We start from the raw sequence: 15988 nt of genomic DNA on the forward strand, positions 1-15988 counted from the left end.
TTTTTATTAATCCATCAAAAAATGGATTAATAAAAAATAGTAGGTAATTAGTTTGAAAGCAAGAAATTTTCTAGTGTACTTTTAACTAGATTAAAGAAAAGAAAGAAAAAAATAAAAATTTAATTTGATAAAAAAATTCTGAAATATACTCTTGAATTGAATATCGTTATCAATTAGAATCATAATTGATAACGATGTTCAATTATCAATTGTAATATGAAATTCTCATAGCGTTAATATAAAGAGGAGGACCAACATGCAGCATGCGAAACAAATCGCAGAACATGCAACATTACAAAGCTTTTTAAACTGTTATTTAAGAGAAACAGGGAGTGGAGAATGGATTACAGAGGATGAAAGAATGAAGAGTATCTTCAGTAATACGTTGAATAGAGATACAGTCCCCACATATTTATGTTGTCGGCTATCGGCACAGAACGTTACTTTGTATGGAGAAGTTATATATAAATCATCAACAGATCGCCATTTGTTTGGAGAACAATTTTATTATCAAATTGGAGATAGTCATTCTGTTATTACAGCAGATTATGTTACAGTTATTACATTTTTAATAAAAGAGATGTCTATCAACTACGGAGAAGGAACGAATCCTGCGGAACTTATGCTTCGAGTTATCCGTAGTTGTCAAAATATTGAGGAATTTACAAAAGAGAGAATAGAAGATACATCCGCATTATACGGTTTTCATACAACTTTTATAGAAGCGGAGCAGTCTTTATTATTTGGGCATTTAACTCATCCTACACCAAAGAGTAGACAGGGGATATTGGATTGGAAAAGTGCAATGTATTCTCCAGAATTAAAAGGAGAATGTCAGCTTCATTATTTTCGGGCACATAAAAGTATAGTAAATGAAAAATCATTATTATCAGATTCTACAACAATGATTATAAAAGAAGAATTAAGTAATGATGAGATGGTTAGTAAGGAATTTATAGCGAAGTACTGTAAGGAAGATCAATATGCATTAATTCCAATTCATCCGCTTCAGGCAGAATGGCTCTTGCATCAAGCTTACGTACAAGATTTGATAGTTCAAGAATTGCTTGAGTATATTGGTCCTGTAGGTAAGTATTATATGGCAACATCATCACTAAGGACGCTATATCATCCCAATTCGAAGTATATGCTTAAGTTTTCATTTCCGGTGAAAGTAACGAATTCAATGCGTATTAATAAACTGAAAGAACTTGAGAGTGGTCTTGAAGGGAAGGAAATGTTAAATACGGCTATTGGTGAAGTACGAGAAAGATTTCCAGGATTTGATTTTATTTGTGATCCAGCCTTTATTACATTAAATTATGGAACACAAGAATCTGGATTTGAAGTGATTATTCGTGAGAATCCTTTTTATAGTGAACATGCAAACGACGCAACATTAATTGCTGGGCTAGTTCAAGACGCTATACCTGGGGAGCGTACGCGGTTATCGAATATTATTCATCGCCTAGCAGATTTAGAAAGTAAAAGCTGTGAAGAAGTAAGCTTAGAGTGGTTTAGACGATATATGAATATTTCTTTAAAGCCAATGGTATGGATGTATTTACAGTATGGTGTTGCATTAGAAGCTCATCAGCAAAATAGCGTTGTTCAGCTAAAAGATGGTTATCCGATCAAATATTATTTCCGTGATAATCAAGGATTTTATTTCTGTAACTCAATGAAAGAGATGCTTAATAATGAATTAGCTGGTATTGGAGAACGTACAGGAAATTTATATGACGACTATATTGTGGATGAGAGATTTCGTTACTACTTAATTTTCAATCATATGTTTGGCCTCATTAATGGTTTTGGCACAGCAGGATTAATTAAGGAGGAAATTCTTCTCTCGGAATTAAGGTCTGTACTTGAATCATTTCTTCCATATAACCGGGAACCTTCTACATTTTTAAGAGAATTATTGGACGAAGATAAGTTAGCGTGTAAAGCAAATTTACTAACGAGATTTTTCGATGTCGATGAGTTAAGTAATCCATTGGAGCAAGCTATTTATGTGCAAGTACATAATCCACTCGTTAGAGAAGTGGCTGTTCGTTCATAAATAACGTTAAAATTTCACGTAATACAAATAATGGTATTTTGTCATAAGGTGGAGGGTTTTATGAGAGTGGACATGTATCATACGAAAGTATTGAAGGCGCTCGAATCAGAAGATTACATTTCAGTACGAAGAAGAGTGCTACGTCAATTAGTAGAATCGTTAATTTATGAGGGGATTATTACACCGGTTCGCATAGAAAAAGAAGAACAACTTCTTTTTCTAATACAAGGACTTGATGAAGAAGACAAAAGTGTCACGTACAAATGCTATGGCAGGGAACGGATGACATTTGGACGTATTTCGTTAGACTCATTAATAGTAAGAGTTCAAGATGAACAGCAAGAAATACAGTCTGTCTCGCAATTTCTAGAAGAAGTTTTTCGGGTTACTAGTGTAGAACAAGCTAAATTAGATTCTTTTATGCACGAATTAGAACAAACAATATTTAAAGACACGATTGCACAATATGAAAGAAATAATAAGAAAGAATATACTCAAAAATCTTACGATGAGTTTGAAAGCCAATTAATAGATGGCCATCCATACCATCCTAGTTATAAAGCACGTGTTGGATTTCAATATCGTGACAATTTTCAATATGGTTATGAATTTATGCAGCCAATAAAACTCATATGGATTGCAGCACATAAGAATTATGCGACTGTAGGTTATGAGAATGAAGTGATGTATAACAACCTTTTAAAAGAGGAGATTGGCGATCGTAAATTAGAAGAGTTTATGGAACGAATTCGTAATAAGGGATGTAATCCAAAACAGTACGTGTTTATACCTGTTCACCCATGGCAGTGGGAGAATTTCATCATTTCAAATTATGCGGATCATATACAGGGTAAATTTATTATTTATTTAGGAACATCAGAGGACGATTATTGCGCGCAACAGTCAATGAGAACGTTAAGAAATATTACGAGTCCAAAGAAACCGTACGTTAAATTATCGATGAATTTACTCAACACTTCAACACTTCGTACGCTGAAACCATACTCTGTTGTGAGTGCACCAGTAATATCAAATTGGTTAAATGATGTTGTAAGTAATGACGCCTATTTAATGGATGAAGCACGTTTAATCTTGTTAAGTGAGTTTTCAAGTGTAACGTATGACACGAATAAGAAAGCTATATATGGTTCATTAGGATGTATTTGGCGCGAAAGCGTTCATAAGTATTTAGATGCACAAGAGGATGCAATTCCTTTTAATGGTTTATACGCTAAAGAGAAAGATGGTACACCAATTATTGATGTGTGGTTGAATAAATATGGAATGAAGGATTGGCTACAATTACTTATTCAAAAAGCGATAATACCAGTTATACATCTTGTTGTAGAGCATGGCATCGCACTGGAATCACATGGACAAAATATGATTCTAGTCCATAAAGAAGGGGTGCCTGTTCGTATTGCGTTAAAGGATTTTCATGAAGGGCTTGAGTTTTATCGTCCATATTTGAAAGAAGTTGACAAATGTCCCGACTTTACTAAAATGCATAAAACATATGCGAATGGAAAAATGAATGATTTCTTTGAAATGGATGGCATTGAATGTTTGCAAGAGATGGTGTTAGATGCACTATTCCTGTTTAATTTAGGAGAATTAGCATTCGTACTTGCGGATGAATATGGATTGAAAGAAGAACATTTTTGGATGATGGTTGTTGAAGAAATTGAAGATCATTTAAGAATATATCCACATTTGAAAGGTAGATTTAAAAATATTCAATTATATGCACCTACATTCTATGCTGAACAATTAACGAAACGTCGATTATATATGGATGTGGAATCGCTTGTTCATGAAGTTCCAAATCCATTGTATAGAGTAAGAAAACTTATGAAACAAAAATCAATTGTTACAGGGGGAAATTATGCTAATCGTTAATAAACAAGAGTATAGCAAAAGTGATTTTAATTTGAGATTACAAGTTTATGAGGAATTGGAACAATTTCAAGAAGCAGAAGGAAATAGATTTGCACTTTGTCTGAAAGATCCATTCGATATTATTACGCTTGTGTTTTTCTTAAAAGAAAAGAAATCATCAGTATTACTTATACATGAAGATACGCCAAAAGAAACGGTTATTGAAATGGCAAAGCGTGCAAATTGTGTAGGAGTTTTATATGGAGAATATGGCGATTTTACAAAATTAGAAGTAGGGAACTTTTTACTAGAAGAGCCTTCTTTATTGCAATATAGTTCGGGAACTACGGGAGAACCGAAACTGATTCGTAGAGCATGGACGGAAGTTGATACAGAAATTACTGCCTATAATGAAGCTTTAAACTGTGAAGTAGATGAAGTGTCAATCGTTATGGCTCCTGTTTCACATTCATACGGACTAATATGTGGTACGTTATCAGCAATTACGAGGGGGAGCAAGCCTGTAATCATTACGAACAAAAATCCTAAATTCGCATTAAATATAGTTCGCAATACAGAAAAACATATCATATATGCAGTACCACTTATGTTACACATTATGGGGAGTTTTCCATTAGGAACGTTCCAGTTTCATAAAATTATGACATCAGGATCGCCTTTGCCAGAAGCACTATTTTATAAACTAAAAGAAATGACAACATATATGATGCAGCAATACGGTTGTTCTGAAGCAGGTTGTATTAGTATATGTCATGATATGAAAAGCCATTTAGATTTAGGAAACCCTCTACCTCATGCAAGTATTAGCATAGGTTCAGATGAAAATGCACCGGAAGAAATTGTCGTGAAAATGAATGATAAGGAAATTTTCACGAAAGATTTAGGTTATAAATCTGAGCGTGGCATTCATTTTATGGGGCGTATGGACGATGTAATTAATGTTTCAGGATTAAAAGTCTTTCCTATAGAGGTAGAAGAAACGATGCTTCGATTGGAAGGTGTGCAAGAGGCAATTGTATATCGAGGGAAACATCCTGTGATGGGCGAAATAGTTAAAGCGAAAGTGATCTCTCATGTTGATCCAGTGAAAATAAGAGAATGGTGTATTCAGCACTTACCTTCTTATAAAGTTCCGTATGAAATTGAAAGTGTAAATGAAATTCCTAAAAATAAAACTGGAAAAGTAAGTAGAAAGTTACTAGAGATGGGAGAGGTTACAACATGAGACGGGAAGCGTTAAAGAATGCCGTGTTAAAAATTATGATAGAAAAAATGGAACTGAAAAATGTAACGCATTTAGAAGAAACGATGCGCTTAAATCAAGATTTATATATAGATTCGGTAATGATGTTACAGCTTATTGTATACATAGAAATGGATGTAAAGCTATGCGTTCCAGAGGATGAGGTAGATCCAAAGGCATTTCTTACTGTAGGATCTTTGCTTGATTTTATGGAGGAGTTAGAGCCGTTACAGGAAGTAAATGTGAATAACTAACCTTTAGGAAAGTGGATGAGAGTATGACTTCAATTAAAGTGCACTGTTTAGTGAGTTGTTTTTGTGAAATTATAAAAAGGCGTAGCGACATTGATTTTCGTCCATTTTATTTTGGACTATGGGATGGAGATTTTGATATAACAGAAGGCGGAATTATTTCATATCACTCTGAAAACATTAACCATGATCATTATTTACTTTGGTTTGAAAAATTGTACGGTATTAAAGTAAACGAATGGTATGATCATGCAAAAGATAAAGATAGCAATGTAGAAACGTTTTTAGAATTAGTAGAAAACAAGCCGGAAAATCGTTATGTCATTGTAATGGTTGATATGTCTCTATTACCAGAGAGGGAAAATAAATTTCATCAAAAACCGTTTCCACATTATTTAATGATATCAAAAACAGAGAAAGAAGAAGAGTGGTTCATGCTAGATCCTGATTTTCGTTGGGAAGGAAATATGGAAAGAGAAAAAGTACTTCACTCTATTCAAGATAACCCATTTGGTGGAGGGTATTTCATTGATATAGAAGGAATTGGGGAGCCAACGCAAGAAACAGTAGCTAGTTATTTCACAGAAACATTCAAAAAGAACGACAATGAACTGACTATGGAACTGAAAAAATTAATTGTAAAAATGGCAAATGAGGAAGAAGGATATGCGCTTTCTGGACTTGTAGCAGCAGTAAAACAAATACCAGTACTTGCAATTCGTAAATATAGTTATGAGCATGCCTTTGCATACTTCCGTGAAACGTTGCAATATTCGGAGCAAGAATTTGATTATTGGTGTGATCGGGTAGAGGATATTGTACAAGGATTTACAAATGTACAGTATCGTGCAATTAAAATGGCAATGACGAATAATAAAGGTATGCTAGTATCGATTATTGAAAAACTGGATGAAATGAATGCAATTGAACTGCAGATTAAGAAGGAATTAGAGAGACAGTTTCTATCATGGAAAGGTATGAAAACAAATCAATCTGTCGCAACTCTTTAATAAGCTAACTGAATTTAAGATAGGGGAGTTTAATGCTATGAAATATTCGCTATGTACCATTTCATTTCGTCATCAATTAATTTCATTTACTGATATTGTTCAATTTGCATATGAAAACGGTTTTGAAGGAATTGAATTGTGGGGGACACATGCACAAAATTTATATATACAAGAACGCGAAACGACAGAACGAGAATTGACTTTTCTAAAGGATAAAAACTTAGAAATTACGATGATAAGTGATTACTTAGATATATCATTATCAGTAGATTTTGAAAAAACGATAGAGAAAAGTGAACAACTTGTAGTACTAGCTAATTGGTTTAATACGAATAAAATTCGCACGTTTGCTGGGCAAAAAGGGAGCAAGGACTTCTCGGAACAAGAGAGAAAAGAGTATGTGAAGCGAATACGTAAGATTTGTGATGTGTTTGCTCAGCACAATATGTATGTGCTGTTAGAAACACATCCCAATACACTAACGGACACATTGCCTTCTACTATAGAACTATTAGAAGAAGTAAATCATCCGAATTTAAAAATAAATCTTGATTTTCTTCATATATGGGAGTCTGGCGCAGATCCAATAGACAGTTTCCATCGATTAAAGCCGTGGACACTACATTACCATTTTAAGAATATATCTTCAGCGGATTATTTGCATGTGTTTGAACCTAACAATGTATATGCTGCAGCAGGAAGTCGTATTGGTATGGTTCCGTTATTTGAAGGTATTGTAAATTATGATGAGATTATTCAGGAAGTGAGAGGTACGGATCTTTTTGCTTCCTTAGAATGGTTTGGACATAATGCAAAAGAGATATTAAAAGAAGAAATGAAAGTATTAATAAATAGAAAATTAGAAGTAGTAACTTCGTAATGTGAAATGATGTGAGAGTCTCGTTTTAGAGGCTCTTTTTTTATGGTAAAAAATAACCAAAAATTTCCATGTATTTTAATTTGAATTTAACACAATTTATATATAAATAAGGAGGTGATTGGTAATGGCTAGAAATCGTAATTCTAATCAATTAGCATCACATGGAGCACAAGCAGCTTTAGATCAAATGAAATATGAAATTGCACAAGAGTTTGGTGTACAACTTGGCGCTGATACTTCTTCACGTGCAAACGGTTCTGTAGGCGGTGAAATTACAAAACGCCTTGTAGCGATGGCAGAACAACAACTTGGTGGCGGATATACTCGCTAATTGTAGAAGGTTATAGGAGAAAGGAAGGATTCTTCCTTTCTTTTTTTTTCAATTAATTGGTATGGATATATTGTGAACTGGATTCAAAGAATAGGAATAATACTATAATTTCCCCAATTTCTTTTGTTGTGAATGGGAAGTAGTAAAGATGTAATAGCCCTGGTGGAATGAAAAGTTACGTTCCAGCGGGGCTATTATATGGTAAGAAATATATGATGAAAGGTTTCGAAGCCAACATGTTAAAAAAAGAAAACTGTTGTTTAATTGCGCTTGCATCAGTTCCACTTGTTATGACATTAGGGAATTCAATGCTCATCCCAATTCTGCCGACTATTGAAAAGAAATTACATATTTCATCGTTTCAAGTATCCATGATTATTACAATTTACTCTATCGTAGCCATTCTACTTATACCGATTGCTGGTTATTTATCAGATAGATGGGGACGAAAGATGGTAATGGTTCCGAGTTTGCTGATTGCAGCTATAGGAGGAGCGATAACTGGTTGGGTATCTTGGAAAGTTGATAATCCCTACAATTGGATATTGATTGGTAGAGCGATTCAAGGTATTGGTGCTGCTGGTGCAATGCCAGTTGTTATACCGTGTGTTGGTGATTTATACAAAGACGAAAAACAAGTTAGTACAGGTTTAGGAATCATAGAAACATCCAATACATTTGGGAAAGTGCTGAGCCCTATTTTAGGGTCTGCTCTTGCTGCCGTTGTATGGTTCTTACCATTTTGGGCGATTCCAATTTTATGCGTAGTATCAATTGTTTTATTACTTGTTTTAGTAAAGGCAAAGAAACAAGAAGGAGAAGTACCACCACTTAAAGAGTTTATAAAATCTATTCTGTCTACGTTTCGAGAAAAAGGAAGATGGTTAATTGCCATTTTTGCATTAGGTGCAATTATTATGCTTATTTTATTCGGAATTCTCTTTTATTTGTCGACTATACTGGAATCAAAGTATGACATTCATGGTATATGGAAAGGGTGTGTGCTTGCTATCCCGTTACTTGTACTGTCACTTAGTTCATATATGGCCGGTAAAAAAATTGGAGATAATCAAAATGTTATGAAGAAGTGTATCTATATTGGTTTTTTAATGGCAGCTGCATCAGTCATCATTCCTTTATTTATAAAAGGGATTTATTTACTACTTCTTTGTCTCGTTATTATGGGGATAGGGATTGGTATGGCACTCCCATGTTTAGATGCCCTCATTACACAAGGAATTGAAAAGGAGCAAAGGGGAACAGTTACGTCATTTTACAGTTCAATGCGATTTATCGGTGTAGCAGCTGGACCACCTTTATATTCTTTTTTCATGAAAGGGGCGGACCATGAAGTGTTTTATTTGACAAGTATTTTCGCTGCCATTGGTGCTGTCATAGCAATCATTTGGATTAAACCAGCAAAGGATGCAAAGACGTTAAAACAGAAACCAGAGCCTACTTCATAATTTGTAAGAGAATTGCATGATGTTTTGAGTAACATGCAATTCTCTTTCGTTCATTAAGAATAAATAACTTGTTTTAACATATAAAGCGCGACACCCCATATGATGAGACCAGAAAATTTATTTAATAATAAAATTGTCTTTCCGGTTGAGTCTAGTCTTTTTAGAAATTTCCCCGCTAACGCTAAGCTTATAAACCAAATCCAAGAAACGATAATAGTTGCAAGTGTGAAAGCCCATTTTTCACTTCCTATGTATTGAATAGAATTTGTTCCAATTACACCGATTGTGTCTAAAATAGCATGTGGATTTAATAACGAAACGGATGCTGCGAAAAGGATTTGCTTTTTTAAGGGCATACTTTTTTCTTGTTTTACATCGTTGGAAGGGTTACTTCTCCAAATAACAAAGCCCATGTATAGGAGAAAGAAAAATCCAATTATATATAACGAGTTAGTTAGCCAAGAAAAAGTAAGGAGTACAAGGGAGACACCTTGCACTGCAATCAATATGAGTAACGTATCACATATAGAGGCAGTTAATACTACAGGGGCTGCCCTCCAAATGTTTGGTTGGCTCGCACCTTGGTTAAAGACAAAAACATTTTGTACACCTAATGGAATGATAAGTCCAAATGCAAGAATGATACCATGAATAATTGCTTCACTCATCATATTACCTCCTATTTTAATTTATTATGATAGTGTATATTGTATAGAAGAAATGAAAATTTGTATCCATCCATATGGTTGGGGAGGTTACCAACCAAAAAGAATATAAGGTGATATAATGGAAAGATTCGTTTGGAAACCGAATATGTCTCTAGCGACTCCTCTGTATAAACAAATAGAAACGTATATAAAAGAAAGGATCGTTAATGGAGAATGGACCGTTGGAACGAAATTACCTTCACAAAGAGATTTGGCACATACATTTGGTGTGAATCGAAGCACAATTGTAATGGCTTTCGATGAACTAGTTGCAAAGGGATACATAGAAGGGAATGGCAGGAAAGGAACAATTGTTGTAAATAATAATGAGAATGCTTCAACTTACGCACCCCCGCCTAATTGGCAGTCTTATGTAGAAACAGGACTTCATTATCCGAATCTCCCAGCTATTCAGGAGATTAATCAAGCTGAATTTTATCCACATGTAATTCGATTAGGAACAGGTGAGCTCGCGCCGAGTCTCTTACCTGAGAAAAAGATGAAAGAAATTATGAATAAGCTTTTAAAGTCAAATGTGACGCTTGGGTATGAAGAGCCGAAAGGAAATTTTTATTTAAGGGAAAAGATTTCCGAATACTTAAAGGGGCATGGTATATGTGTATCTCCTGACTCTATATTAATTGTTTCAGGAGCAATTCAAGCGCTACAACTTATCTCTATGGGGCTTCTTCCAAAAGGGGCATCCATCTTATTAGAAAAACCATCCTATTTATATTCGCTTAATGTTTTTCAATCCGCAGGAATGCGTTTCATTGGAATACCAATGGATGAGAACGGTTTAAATACATCATATATTACAAAATATAAGAAGCAATTTAATGCATCTATTTTATATACAATCCCGTCTTTTCATAATCCAACGAACTTTAGTATGAATGCGAAGAGACGAATAGAAGTGATGGAAATATGTAATGAAATTGGATTACCTATTATAGAGGACGCAGTGTATCAAGACTTATGGTTTGATGCACCTTGTTCGAAACCTTTAAAAGCCTATGATAAAAATGGAATCGTACTACATATTGCAAGCATGTCCAAAGTAATTAGTCCAGGGTTAAGAATTGGATGGATTGTTGGACCTGAGCCAGTAATTCAAAGATTGTCAGACATAAAAATGCAAACAGATTATGGTTCAAGCACTATATCCCAGCAAATTGCAGCAGAGTGGTTTACAAATGGTCTATATGATGAGCATTTGCGCTTTGTAAGAAGTGAATTGAAAAAACGAAGAGATTTTATGTTACTAATGTTAGATAAATATCTTCGTGAAATAGCAACTTGGCATGAACCAACAGGGGGATTTTATATATGGGTACATATAAAAGTAACCATTTCATATCGCAGTTTATTTGATAATGCTCTGCAAGAAAAGGTTTTATTAAACCCAGGTACTTTATATGATAGAAGTGCAAATCAATTTTTGCGCCTATCGTATTCATACGCAACGTTAGAAGAAATTGAAATAGGTATAAAAAAACTTGCACAACTAATGAAAAAGTAAGAGGAGAAAGTAATGAAACAATATGTAATTTGCCAAATGATCAATGGAGAAAAATATTTAGCTGCTTATGCGGAGACGAAGCAAGAAGCGATTGAAAAAGCAGAACTGTTAGGATTAAGAACGGGAAATCGTTACATAGTTATTACTGCAGAGGAAGCCGAAGGGTTAACGTATCCTTAAACAATGTACGAGATTATATAATAATAAATAAGTCTAGTAATATAAGAAATTACTAGACTTATTTATTATTAAGTTGTTAAACGTTCTCGTATTTATACGCAAAGTAATAATATTATGAGTCAAGTTGACGAAAAAATCGATTTGTCTTTCGGTCTTGATTTCCTTTTCTATATTCATCGATATATTGCCTAAAGTTCCAAGCTTGTAAAAATTTATTAGCAGAGTTATAACCAGAATTGTAAAGCCATTCTTTTTCTTCCTTTGTCAGTTCAAAATTAGTACTTGTAATCGTTCCTGTTGGAATTGTAATCGTTCTTGCTTTTGATTCCTTATCTAAATGACGTAAATCATGAGCTTGCATCATTGTTTTAAATAGTCCTTTGAACATGGAAATAGGCTCGTTATAGTGAGCAGGATCAGCTTGAATCTCATCTTTTACAAAATGAAATCCGAAAGTCGGCCAGCGAGGAGTGGTAGGTGAATCGAAGATCCAAATTGGATAATTACTTAGAATTCCTCCATCAACCATATAACAAGGCTGCTTCCATTTTGGAGTTCTCCATTTTACGGGTTCAAAGAAGAAGGGGATTGTACTACTCATTCTTACCGCTTTAGCGATAGAGAAGCGATAATTTAAAAATCCGTAGTTTGGTAAGTCGTCAGGAAAGACAACCATTTTACCATTACTAATATCAGAAGCGATGATTTTGAGTTTGTTTAGATCCGGTAAATCAGTAAATAAATGAACACCTTTTTTTCGAAGTAATTCTTCAATCCATTCTTCTATAAATACATTAGAGTATATACCTAGAGTAGTCCATGCACTTAGTCCTTTTCCGATAAAGGGGATTTTGTCAATAAAGGTTTTCTTCGTAAATTTGTTATAATCGATATCAGTTATAATCGTTTTTAGCTCTGAACAAGAATATCCTGCCGCTACAAGTGCCGCGATAATTGCACCAGCTGATGTTCCAGCTACACGTTCCCATTCATAACCTTTTTCGGCTAATGCGCAAATTGCTCCAACATGTGCAATACCGCGTACACCGCCTCCTTCAAAAACACCATCGATCTTCATTAAACATACTTCCTTTCAAATAAAAGATTTGGAAATGGCAAAAAAGCACGTATTGTACGTGCTTTTTTACAATGGTTTTTAAGTTTACTAGCAGCCTACAAAGCCGCCCCAACAGCTAGCTCCGATGATGATTAGAAGGATGAATAAAACGATTAATAAAGCGAAACCTCCGTAACCACAACCACCACAGCTACCGCCGTAACCGTAACCGCCGCAACTATATCCGTAACCCATGTGGAATTCCTCCTTATATTAAAAATAAAAATGAACGAGGGGAAAATGTACTGGAAGAACTAAAGAACTATCGTGTTTGTAGGAACAATGTATAGTATGCTTTTTTAAACTTGTTCGCGTACGAAGGATAAGCCCGTTTTTGGGAGGCTTGTTGATTTTGTAAAGAATGAAGTATAATCTTTGTACTATGATATAAATAAGTATGTAAATGTAAGGAGAATTTATGAATAAAAAAATTGAAGTATTAATTGATAAATATGAACTAACACACTTGAAAGAAGAACTTATTAATACTGTATTTCCTTGTATAAAAGTTGTGCCAAAGCAGCAGGGAACTGTTGCGATAGGTAGTTCGAAAATGGGAGGAGTTCCTGATCTACCAGCTTTATTTGAATATCCAAAGCATAAAGGAAATCCACTACAATTTATCGCGCAATTTAACTTAAGTGATTTACAAAACGTTGGTATGAATCACAATCTTCCTAAGACGGGGATACTGTATTTCTTTTGCATTGAAAATTATTTTGAAGAAAATGTGAATCTAACAGAAGCTGGGCGTGTACTTTATTATGATGTTCCTGTAGAGCAATTACGAAGAGAAAATGAAATACAAGCGAAATATAACCAGTGTGCAATTACTTTTGAACTGACATACAAATTACCAGAACTTTTCATTGAAGATGAGGCTGATTCAGATCGTTTCTTGCAATTACTTGAAGAGCTAATTCCAGATAACTACGATAACCATCAAATGTTTGGTGAGCCATTCTCTGTACAAGAAGAAGTGTTATATGAGACAGGAGAATATATGGGAGTAGACCCGCAGCAAATGACTCTTTTATTCCAAATTGATTCAGATCATAAAAATTGTAATATGGTTTGGGGAGAACTAGGGATGCTATATTTCTGTATTAGTAATGAAGATTTGAAAAATCAACGTTTTGAAAATACATGCTGTGTATTACAAACATGCTAATGAAAAAAGGTTGTTCTTTTAAAAAGAACAACCTTTTTATGTGAATTAGTTAATATGCATAATCTCATATGACCTATACGAAAAAGTATTGTATACTCTGAAACTATACGATACTTTTTCGTATAGTTATAGAATATAAGGAGTGACAAGATGGGAAAGACAAGTAAGTATGTGACAGCTGCCGCACTTTGTTCAACTATAGTAATGGGAGGCTTGCAAGCGTCATCTGTATCTTATGCAGCTACAAATCCGACTACAGTGACAGCACAATCAGATGTAAAGTTATTAGATGATTTCAGAAAAGAATTAAAAAAACAGATTGATAATCGAGAAGAAAATATTACAATCACATATAAAACAAAAGATAGAAATGCTAGAAATATTATGGATCAATTGTATGGTGAGTTTAATAAAATTGTAGATGCTGATGAGTATGTAAAATATAATGTAGCGTCTACTAGATATTCTATTAAAGGAATGCCAGGGGACTATACGTTTACACTGCAAGTAAAATACCGTGAATCAAAAGAACAAACTCAATATGTAAAAGCTCAGGCGAAATCAATTGTTGGATCAATTGTAAAACCAGGGATGGATGAGCATGAGAAAGTAAAAGCTATTCACGATTACGTTGTTAAGCATGTGTCTTATGATACGTCTTATCAAGCGTATACAGCATATGAAGCATTAGCGAATCGTTCTGCCGTTTGCCAAGGATATACATTATTAACGTATGAGTTGTTAAAAGAGGCAGGTATTCAAAACCATATTGTAACAGGCACAGGAAACGGACAAGCTCACGCGTGGAATTTAGTGAACATTGAAAACAAATGGTATCACCTAGATACTACATTTGATGATCCAGTACCAGATAAAGCAGGGCGTGTAACTTACTCATATTTTAACATGTCTGACGAACAGTTAAGTAAAGATCACGACTGGGATCGTAGTAAATATCCAGCAGCAACTACAAGTTATTTTGGTGAATTAACAAACAAAATAAAAGCTGGTAGCTCAAAAACTGTCGTGTATGAGCAGATGTTAAAAGAAACAAATTTACAATACTTATCTGCAGAATACGGAGCAGAAAATTATAATGAATTTAAGCAAAAGTTGCAGCAACAGTTTGCAGCCAAACCAGAAAAAGTAGAAGTGCGATATAAGCAGTCCATGGATGGGACGATGCAAGATATAAAGAAAGTATTAAATGAAATAAATTGGCCAAAAGGTGCAAAGCGTGTGTCTTATCAAGTAGCGCCTTATAGTGCATTGGCGGGTTATTCATTAGCGACAATTACATTTACGTATTAAGCAATGGGAAAAAGCACCTGTAAAAGGTGCTTTTTTTATTTATTGATTGATTACTTTTGAATATTAAGAATTATGTGATGAAATAAAAGGATAAGGATGTGAATGTGGAATGAACTTGTTCGAAAGCGATATTTTTACATTGATATATACTTGTTTAGTAATCGGACTTATCGTTTTGTTTTTCATATCATTTACTTTGTTTATTAGAAGAGTATTACAAAGCAGTGCTGCAAAGAAACACCACGTGATTAATATGAACCAGAAGCTAGATCGAATCATTGAATTGCTTGAAAAAGATAAGAAATAGCGATAGAAGAGGTATGAAAAGGGGAATGAGAATGGCGAATTATATAAAAGAATTACGTGAAAAAGTAGGACATGATTATGTTTTCTTAAACTTTGCCGGTGGTTGTGTATTTAATAAAGAAGGAGAAGTATTACTGCAAAAAAGAGGAGACTTTAACGCTTGGGGCTTTCCAGGTGGTGCAATGGAGATAGGAGAATCAGCTGCGGAAACTGCAATCCGGGAAATAAAAGAAGAAACCGGGTATGATGTAGAAATAAATGAGCTTATTGGAGTGTATACAAAATATTTTCAATCATATCCAAATGGAGACAAGGCCCAGTCAATTGTGATGTTCTTTTCATTCTCAATAGTTGGAGGTGACAAAAAAGTAGATGGTGATGAAACGTTGGATTTGAAGTTTTTCCCGTTAGACGACATGCCACCGTTATTTTGTAAACAACATGAAGATTGCCTGCAAGATTTATTGGAGAAAAGAGTAGGGGTATATCGTTAACATATAAAAAAGAAGCTAAATGAAGATTAGCTTCT

The 15988-nt window shown here is 34.3% G+C and carries 17 protein-coding genes; 14 read left to right on the top strand and 3 right to left on the bottom strand.

The window, feature by feature from the left end; all coding sequences use genetic code 11:
* Positions 1-256: 256 nt before the first annotated feature.
* From DN399_RS09485 to bcbE, 8 genes are all read left to right on the top strand, one after another.
* Positions 257-2065, top strand: coding sequence for an IucA/IucC family protein (locus DN399_RS09485; RefSeq protein WP_001163343.1), 1809 nt, complete (start codon positions 257-259; stop codon positions 2063-2065).
* Between the two features lie 60 nt (positions 2066-2125).
* Positions 2126-3964, top strand: coding sequence for an IucA/IucC family protein (locus DN399_RS09490; protein ID WP_149149514.1), 1839 nt, complete (start codon positions 2126-2128; stop codon positions 3962-3964).
* Positions 3951-5189 carry an AMP-binding protein gene (locus tag DN399_RS09495; protein ID WP_149149515.1) on the top strand — a complete coding sequence of 413 codons (1239 nt, stop codon included), beginning with the start codon at positions 3951-3953 and terminating at the stop codon, positions 5187-5189. Before DN399_RS09490 ends, DN399_RS09495 begins: the two co-directional genes overlap by 14 nt.
* Positions 5186-5461 (top strand): petrobactin biosynthesis protein AsbD, encoded by a 276-nt coding sequence (gene asbD / locus DN399_RS09500; protein ID WP_001250560.1) that lies wholly within the window; start codon positions 5186-5188, stop codon positions 5459-5461. Before DN399_RS09495 ends, asbD begins: the two co-directional genes overlap by 4 nt.
* A gap of 23 nt (positions 5462-5484) precedes the next feature.
* Positions 5485-6468, top strand: a complete 984-nt coding sequence (locus DN399_RS09505) for a DUF6005 family protein (protein ID WP_149149516.1) — start codon at positions 5485-5487, stop codon at positions 6466-6468.
* 37 nt (positions 6469-6505) lie between these two features.
* On the top strand, positions 6506-7348 hold the full coding sequence (locus DN399_RS09510) for a sugar phosphate isomerase/epimerase family protein (RefSeq protein ID WP_006917207.1): 843 nt from the start codon (positions 6506-6508) through the stop codon (positions 7346-7348).
* A gap of 124 nt (positions 7349-7472) precedes the next feature.
* A complete protein-coding gene (locus DN399_RS09515; protein WP_000113545.1) occupies positions 7473-7679 on the top strand; it encodes an alpha/beta-type small acid-soluble spore protein in 207 nt (68 codons plus the stop codon).
* A gap of 236 nt (positions 7680-7915) precedes the next feature.
* Positions 7916-9145 (top strand): bacillibactin exporter BcbE, encoded by a 1230-nt coding sequence (gene bcbE / locus DN399_RS09520; RefSeq protein ID WP_033687723.1) that lies wholly within the window; start codon positions 7916-7918, stop codon positions 9143-9145.
* 53 nt (positions 9146-9198) lie between these two features.
* On the opposite strand, the gene DN399_RS09525 is transcribed toward bcbE, so the two are convergent.
* On the bottom strand, positions 9199-9813 hold the full coding sequence (locus tag DN399_RS09525) for a LysE/ArgO family amino acid transporter (RefSeq protein ID WP_001287303.1): 615 nt from the start codon (positions 9811-9813) through the stop codon (positions 9199-9201).
* Between the two features lie 118 nt (positions 9814-9931).
* On the opposite strand from DN399_RS09525, the gene DN399_RS09530 reads away from it, so the two are divergent.
* Both DN399_RS09530 and DN399_RS09535 read left to right on the top strand, forming a co-directional pair.
* Positions 9932-11374 (top strand): aminotransferase-like domain-containing protein, encoded by a 1443-nt coding sequence (locus DN399_RS09530; RefSeq protein WP_149149517.1) that lies wholly within the window; start codon positions 9932-9934, stop codon positions 11372-11374.
* A gap of 12 nt (positions 11375-11386) precedes the next feature.
* Complete coding sequence (locus DN399_RS09535) at positions 11387-11554, top strand: DUF3933 family protein (RefSeq protein ID WP_000816389.1); 168 nt, start codon at positions 11387-11389, stop codon at positions 11552-11554.
* Positions 11555-11666: 112 nt separating this feature from the next.
* Here DN399_RS09535 and DN399_RS09540 read toward each other — a convergent pair whose 3' ends face one another.
* Positions 11667-12632, bottom strand: a complete 966-nt coding sequence (locus DN399_RS09540; protein WP_000686794.1) for a patatin-like phospholipase family protein — start codon at positions 12630-12632, stop codon at positions 11667-11669.
* Between the two features lie 87 nt (positions 12633-12719).
* Complete coding sequence (locus DN399_RS09545; RefSeq protein ID WP_000540425.1) at positions 12720-12866, bottom strand: YjcZ family sporulation protein; 147 nt, start codon at positions 12864-12866, stop codon at positions 12720-12722.
* Positions 12867-13089: 223 nt separating this feature from the next.
* Here DN399_RS09545 and DN399_RS09550 point away from each other — a divergent pair, with 223 nt between their 5' ends.
* From DN399_RS09550 to DN399_RS09565, 4 genes are all read left to right on the top strand, one after another.
* The gene (locus DN399_RS09550) at positions 13090-13842 is read left to right on the top strand and encodes a YwqG family protein (protein WP_069604269.1); all 753 of its coding nucleotides are present in this window, start codon (positions 13090-13092) and stop codon (positions 13840-13842) included.
* A 150-nt stretch (positions 13843-13992) separates the two neighbouring features.
* Positions 13993-15153: a transglutaminase domain-containing protein gene (locus tag DN399_RS09555; protein WP_000520862.1), complete on the top strand. Its 1161-nt coding sequence runs from the start codon at positions 13993-13995 to the stop codon at positions 15151-15153.
* Between the two features lie 109 nt (positions 15154-15262).
* Entirely contained in the window at positions 15263-15460 is a 198-nt protein-coding gene (locus tag DN399_RS09560) for a DUF4083 domain-containing protein (RefSeq protein ID WP_001048091.1), read from the top strand.
* A 31-nt stretch (positions 15461-15491) separates the two neighbouring features.
* On the top strand, positions 15492-15953 hold the full coding sequence (locus tag DN399_RS09565; RefSeq protein WP_000024999.1) for an NUDIX hydrolase: 462 nt from the start codon (positions 15492-15494) through the stop codon (positions 15951-15953).
* The last annotated feature ends 35 nt before the right edge of the window (positions 15954-15988 follow it).

The sequence above is a fragment of the Bacillus sp. AR4-2 genome, assembly GCF_008274865.1.
GTDB lineage: Bacteria > Bacillota > Bacilli > Bacillales > Bacillaceae_G > Bacillus_A > Bacillus_A cereus.

Bases quoted from the DNA above. Each gene is read 5' to 3' on its own strand.
- DN399_RS09565 (WP_000024999.1), top strand. From the start codon at position 15,492: ATGGCGAATTATATAAAAGAATTACGTGAAAAAGTAGGACATGATTAT.
- DN399_RS09495 (WP_149149515.1), top strand. From the start codon at position 3,951: ATGCTAATCGTTAATAAACAAGAGTATAGCAAAAGTGATTTTAATTTG.
- DN399_RS09485 (WP_001163343.1), top strand. From the start codon at position 257: ATGCAGCATGCGAAACAAATCGCAGAACATGCAACATTACAAAGCTTT.
- DN399_RS09490 (WP_149149514.1), top strand. From the start codon at position 2,126: ATGAGAGTGGACATGTATCATACGAAAGTATTGAAGGCGCTCGAATCA.
- DN399_RS09540 (WP_000686794.1), bottom strand. From the start codon at position 12,632: ATGAAGATCGATGGTGTTTTTGAAGGAGGCGGTGTACGCGGTATTGCA.
- DN399_RS09555 (WP_000520862.1), top strand. From the start codon at position 13,993: ATGGGAAAGACAAGTAAGTATGTGACAGCTGCCGCACTTTGTTCAACT.
- DN399_RS09530 (WP_149149517.1), top strand. From the start codon at position 9,932: ATGGAAAGATTCGTTTGGAAACCGAATATGTCTCTAGCGACTCCTCTG.
- DN399_RS09515 (WP_000113545.1), top strand. From the start codon at position 7,473: ATGGCTAGAAATCGTAATTCTAATCAATTAGCATCACATGGAGCACAA.
- DN399_RS09510 (WP_006917207.1), top strand. From the start codon at position 6,506: ATGAAATATTCGCTATGTACCATTTCATTTCGTCATCAATTAATTTCA.
- DN399_RS09550 (WP_069604269.1), top strand. From the start codon at position 13,090: ATGAATAAAAAAATTGAAGTATTAATTGATAAATATGAACTAACACAC.
- asbD (WP_001250560.1), top strand. From the start codon at position 5,186: ATGAGACGGGAAGCGTTAAAGAATGCCGTGTTAAAAATTATGATAGAA.
- DN399_RS09505 (WP_149149516.1), top strand. From the start codon at position 5,485: ATGACTTCAATTAAAGTGCACTGTTTAGTGAGTTGTTTTTGTGAAATT.
- DN399_RS09545 (WP_000540425.1), bottom strand. From the start codon at position 12,866: ATGGGTTACGGATATAGTTGCGGCGGTTACGGTTACGGCGGTAGCTGT.
- DN399_RS09535 (WP_000816389.1), top strand. From the start codon at position 11,387: ATGAAACAATATGTAATTTGCCAAATGATCAATGGAGAAAAATATTTA.
- DN399_RS09560 (WP_001048091.1), top strand. From the start codon at position 15,263: ATGAACTTGTTCGAAAGCGATATTTTTACATTGATATATACTTGTTTA.
- DN399_RS09525 (WP_001287303.1), bottom strand. From the start codon at position 9,813: ATGAGTGAAGCAATTATTCATGGTATCATTCTTGCATTTGGACTTATC.
- bcbE (WP_033687723.1), top strand. From the start codon at position 7,916: ATGTTAAAAAAAGAAAACTGTTGTTTAATTGCGCTTGCATCAGTTCCA.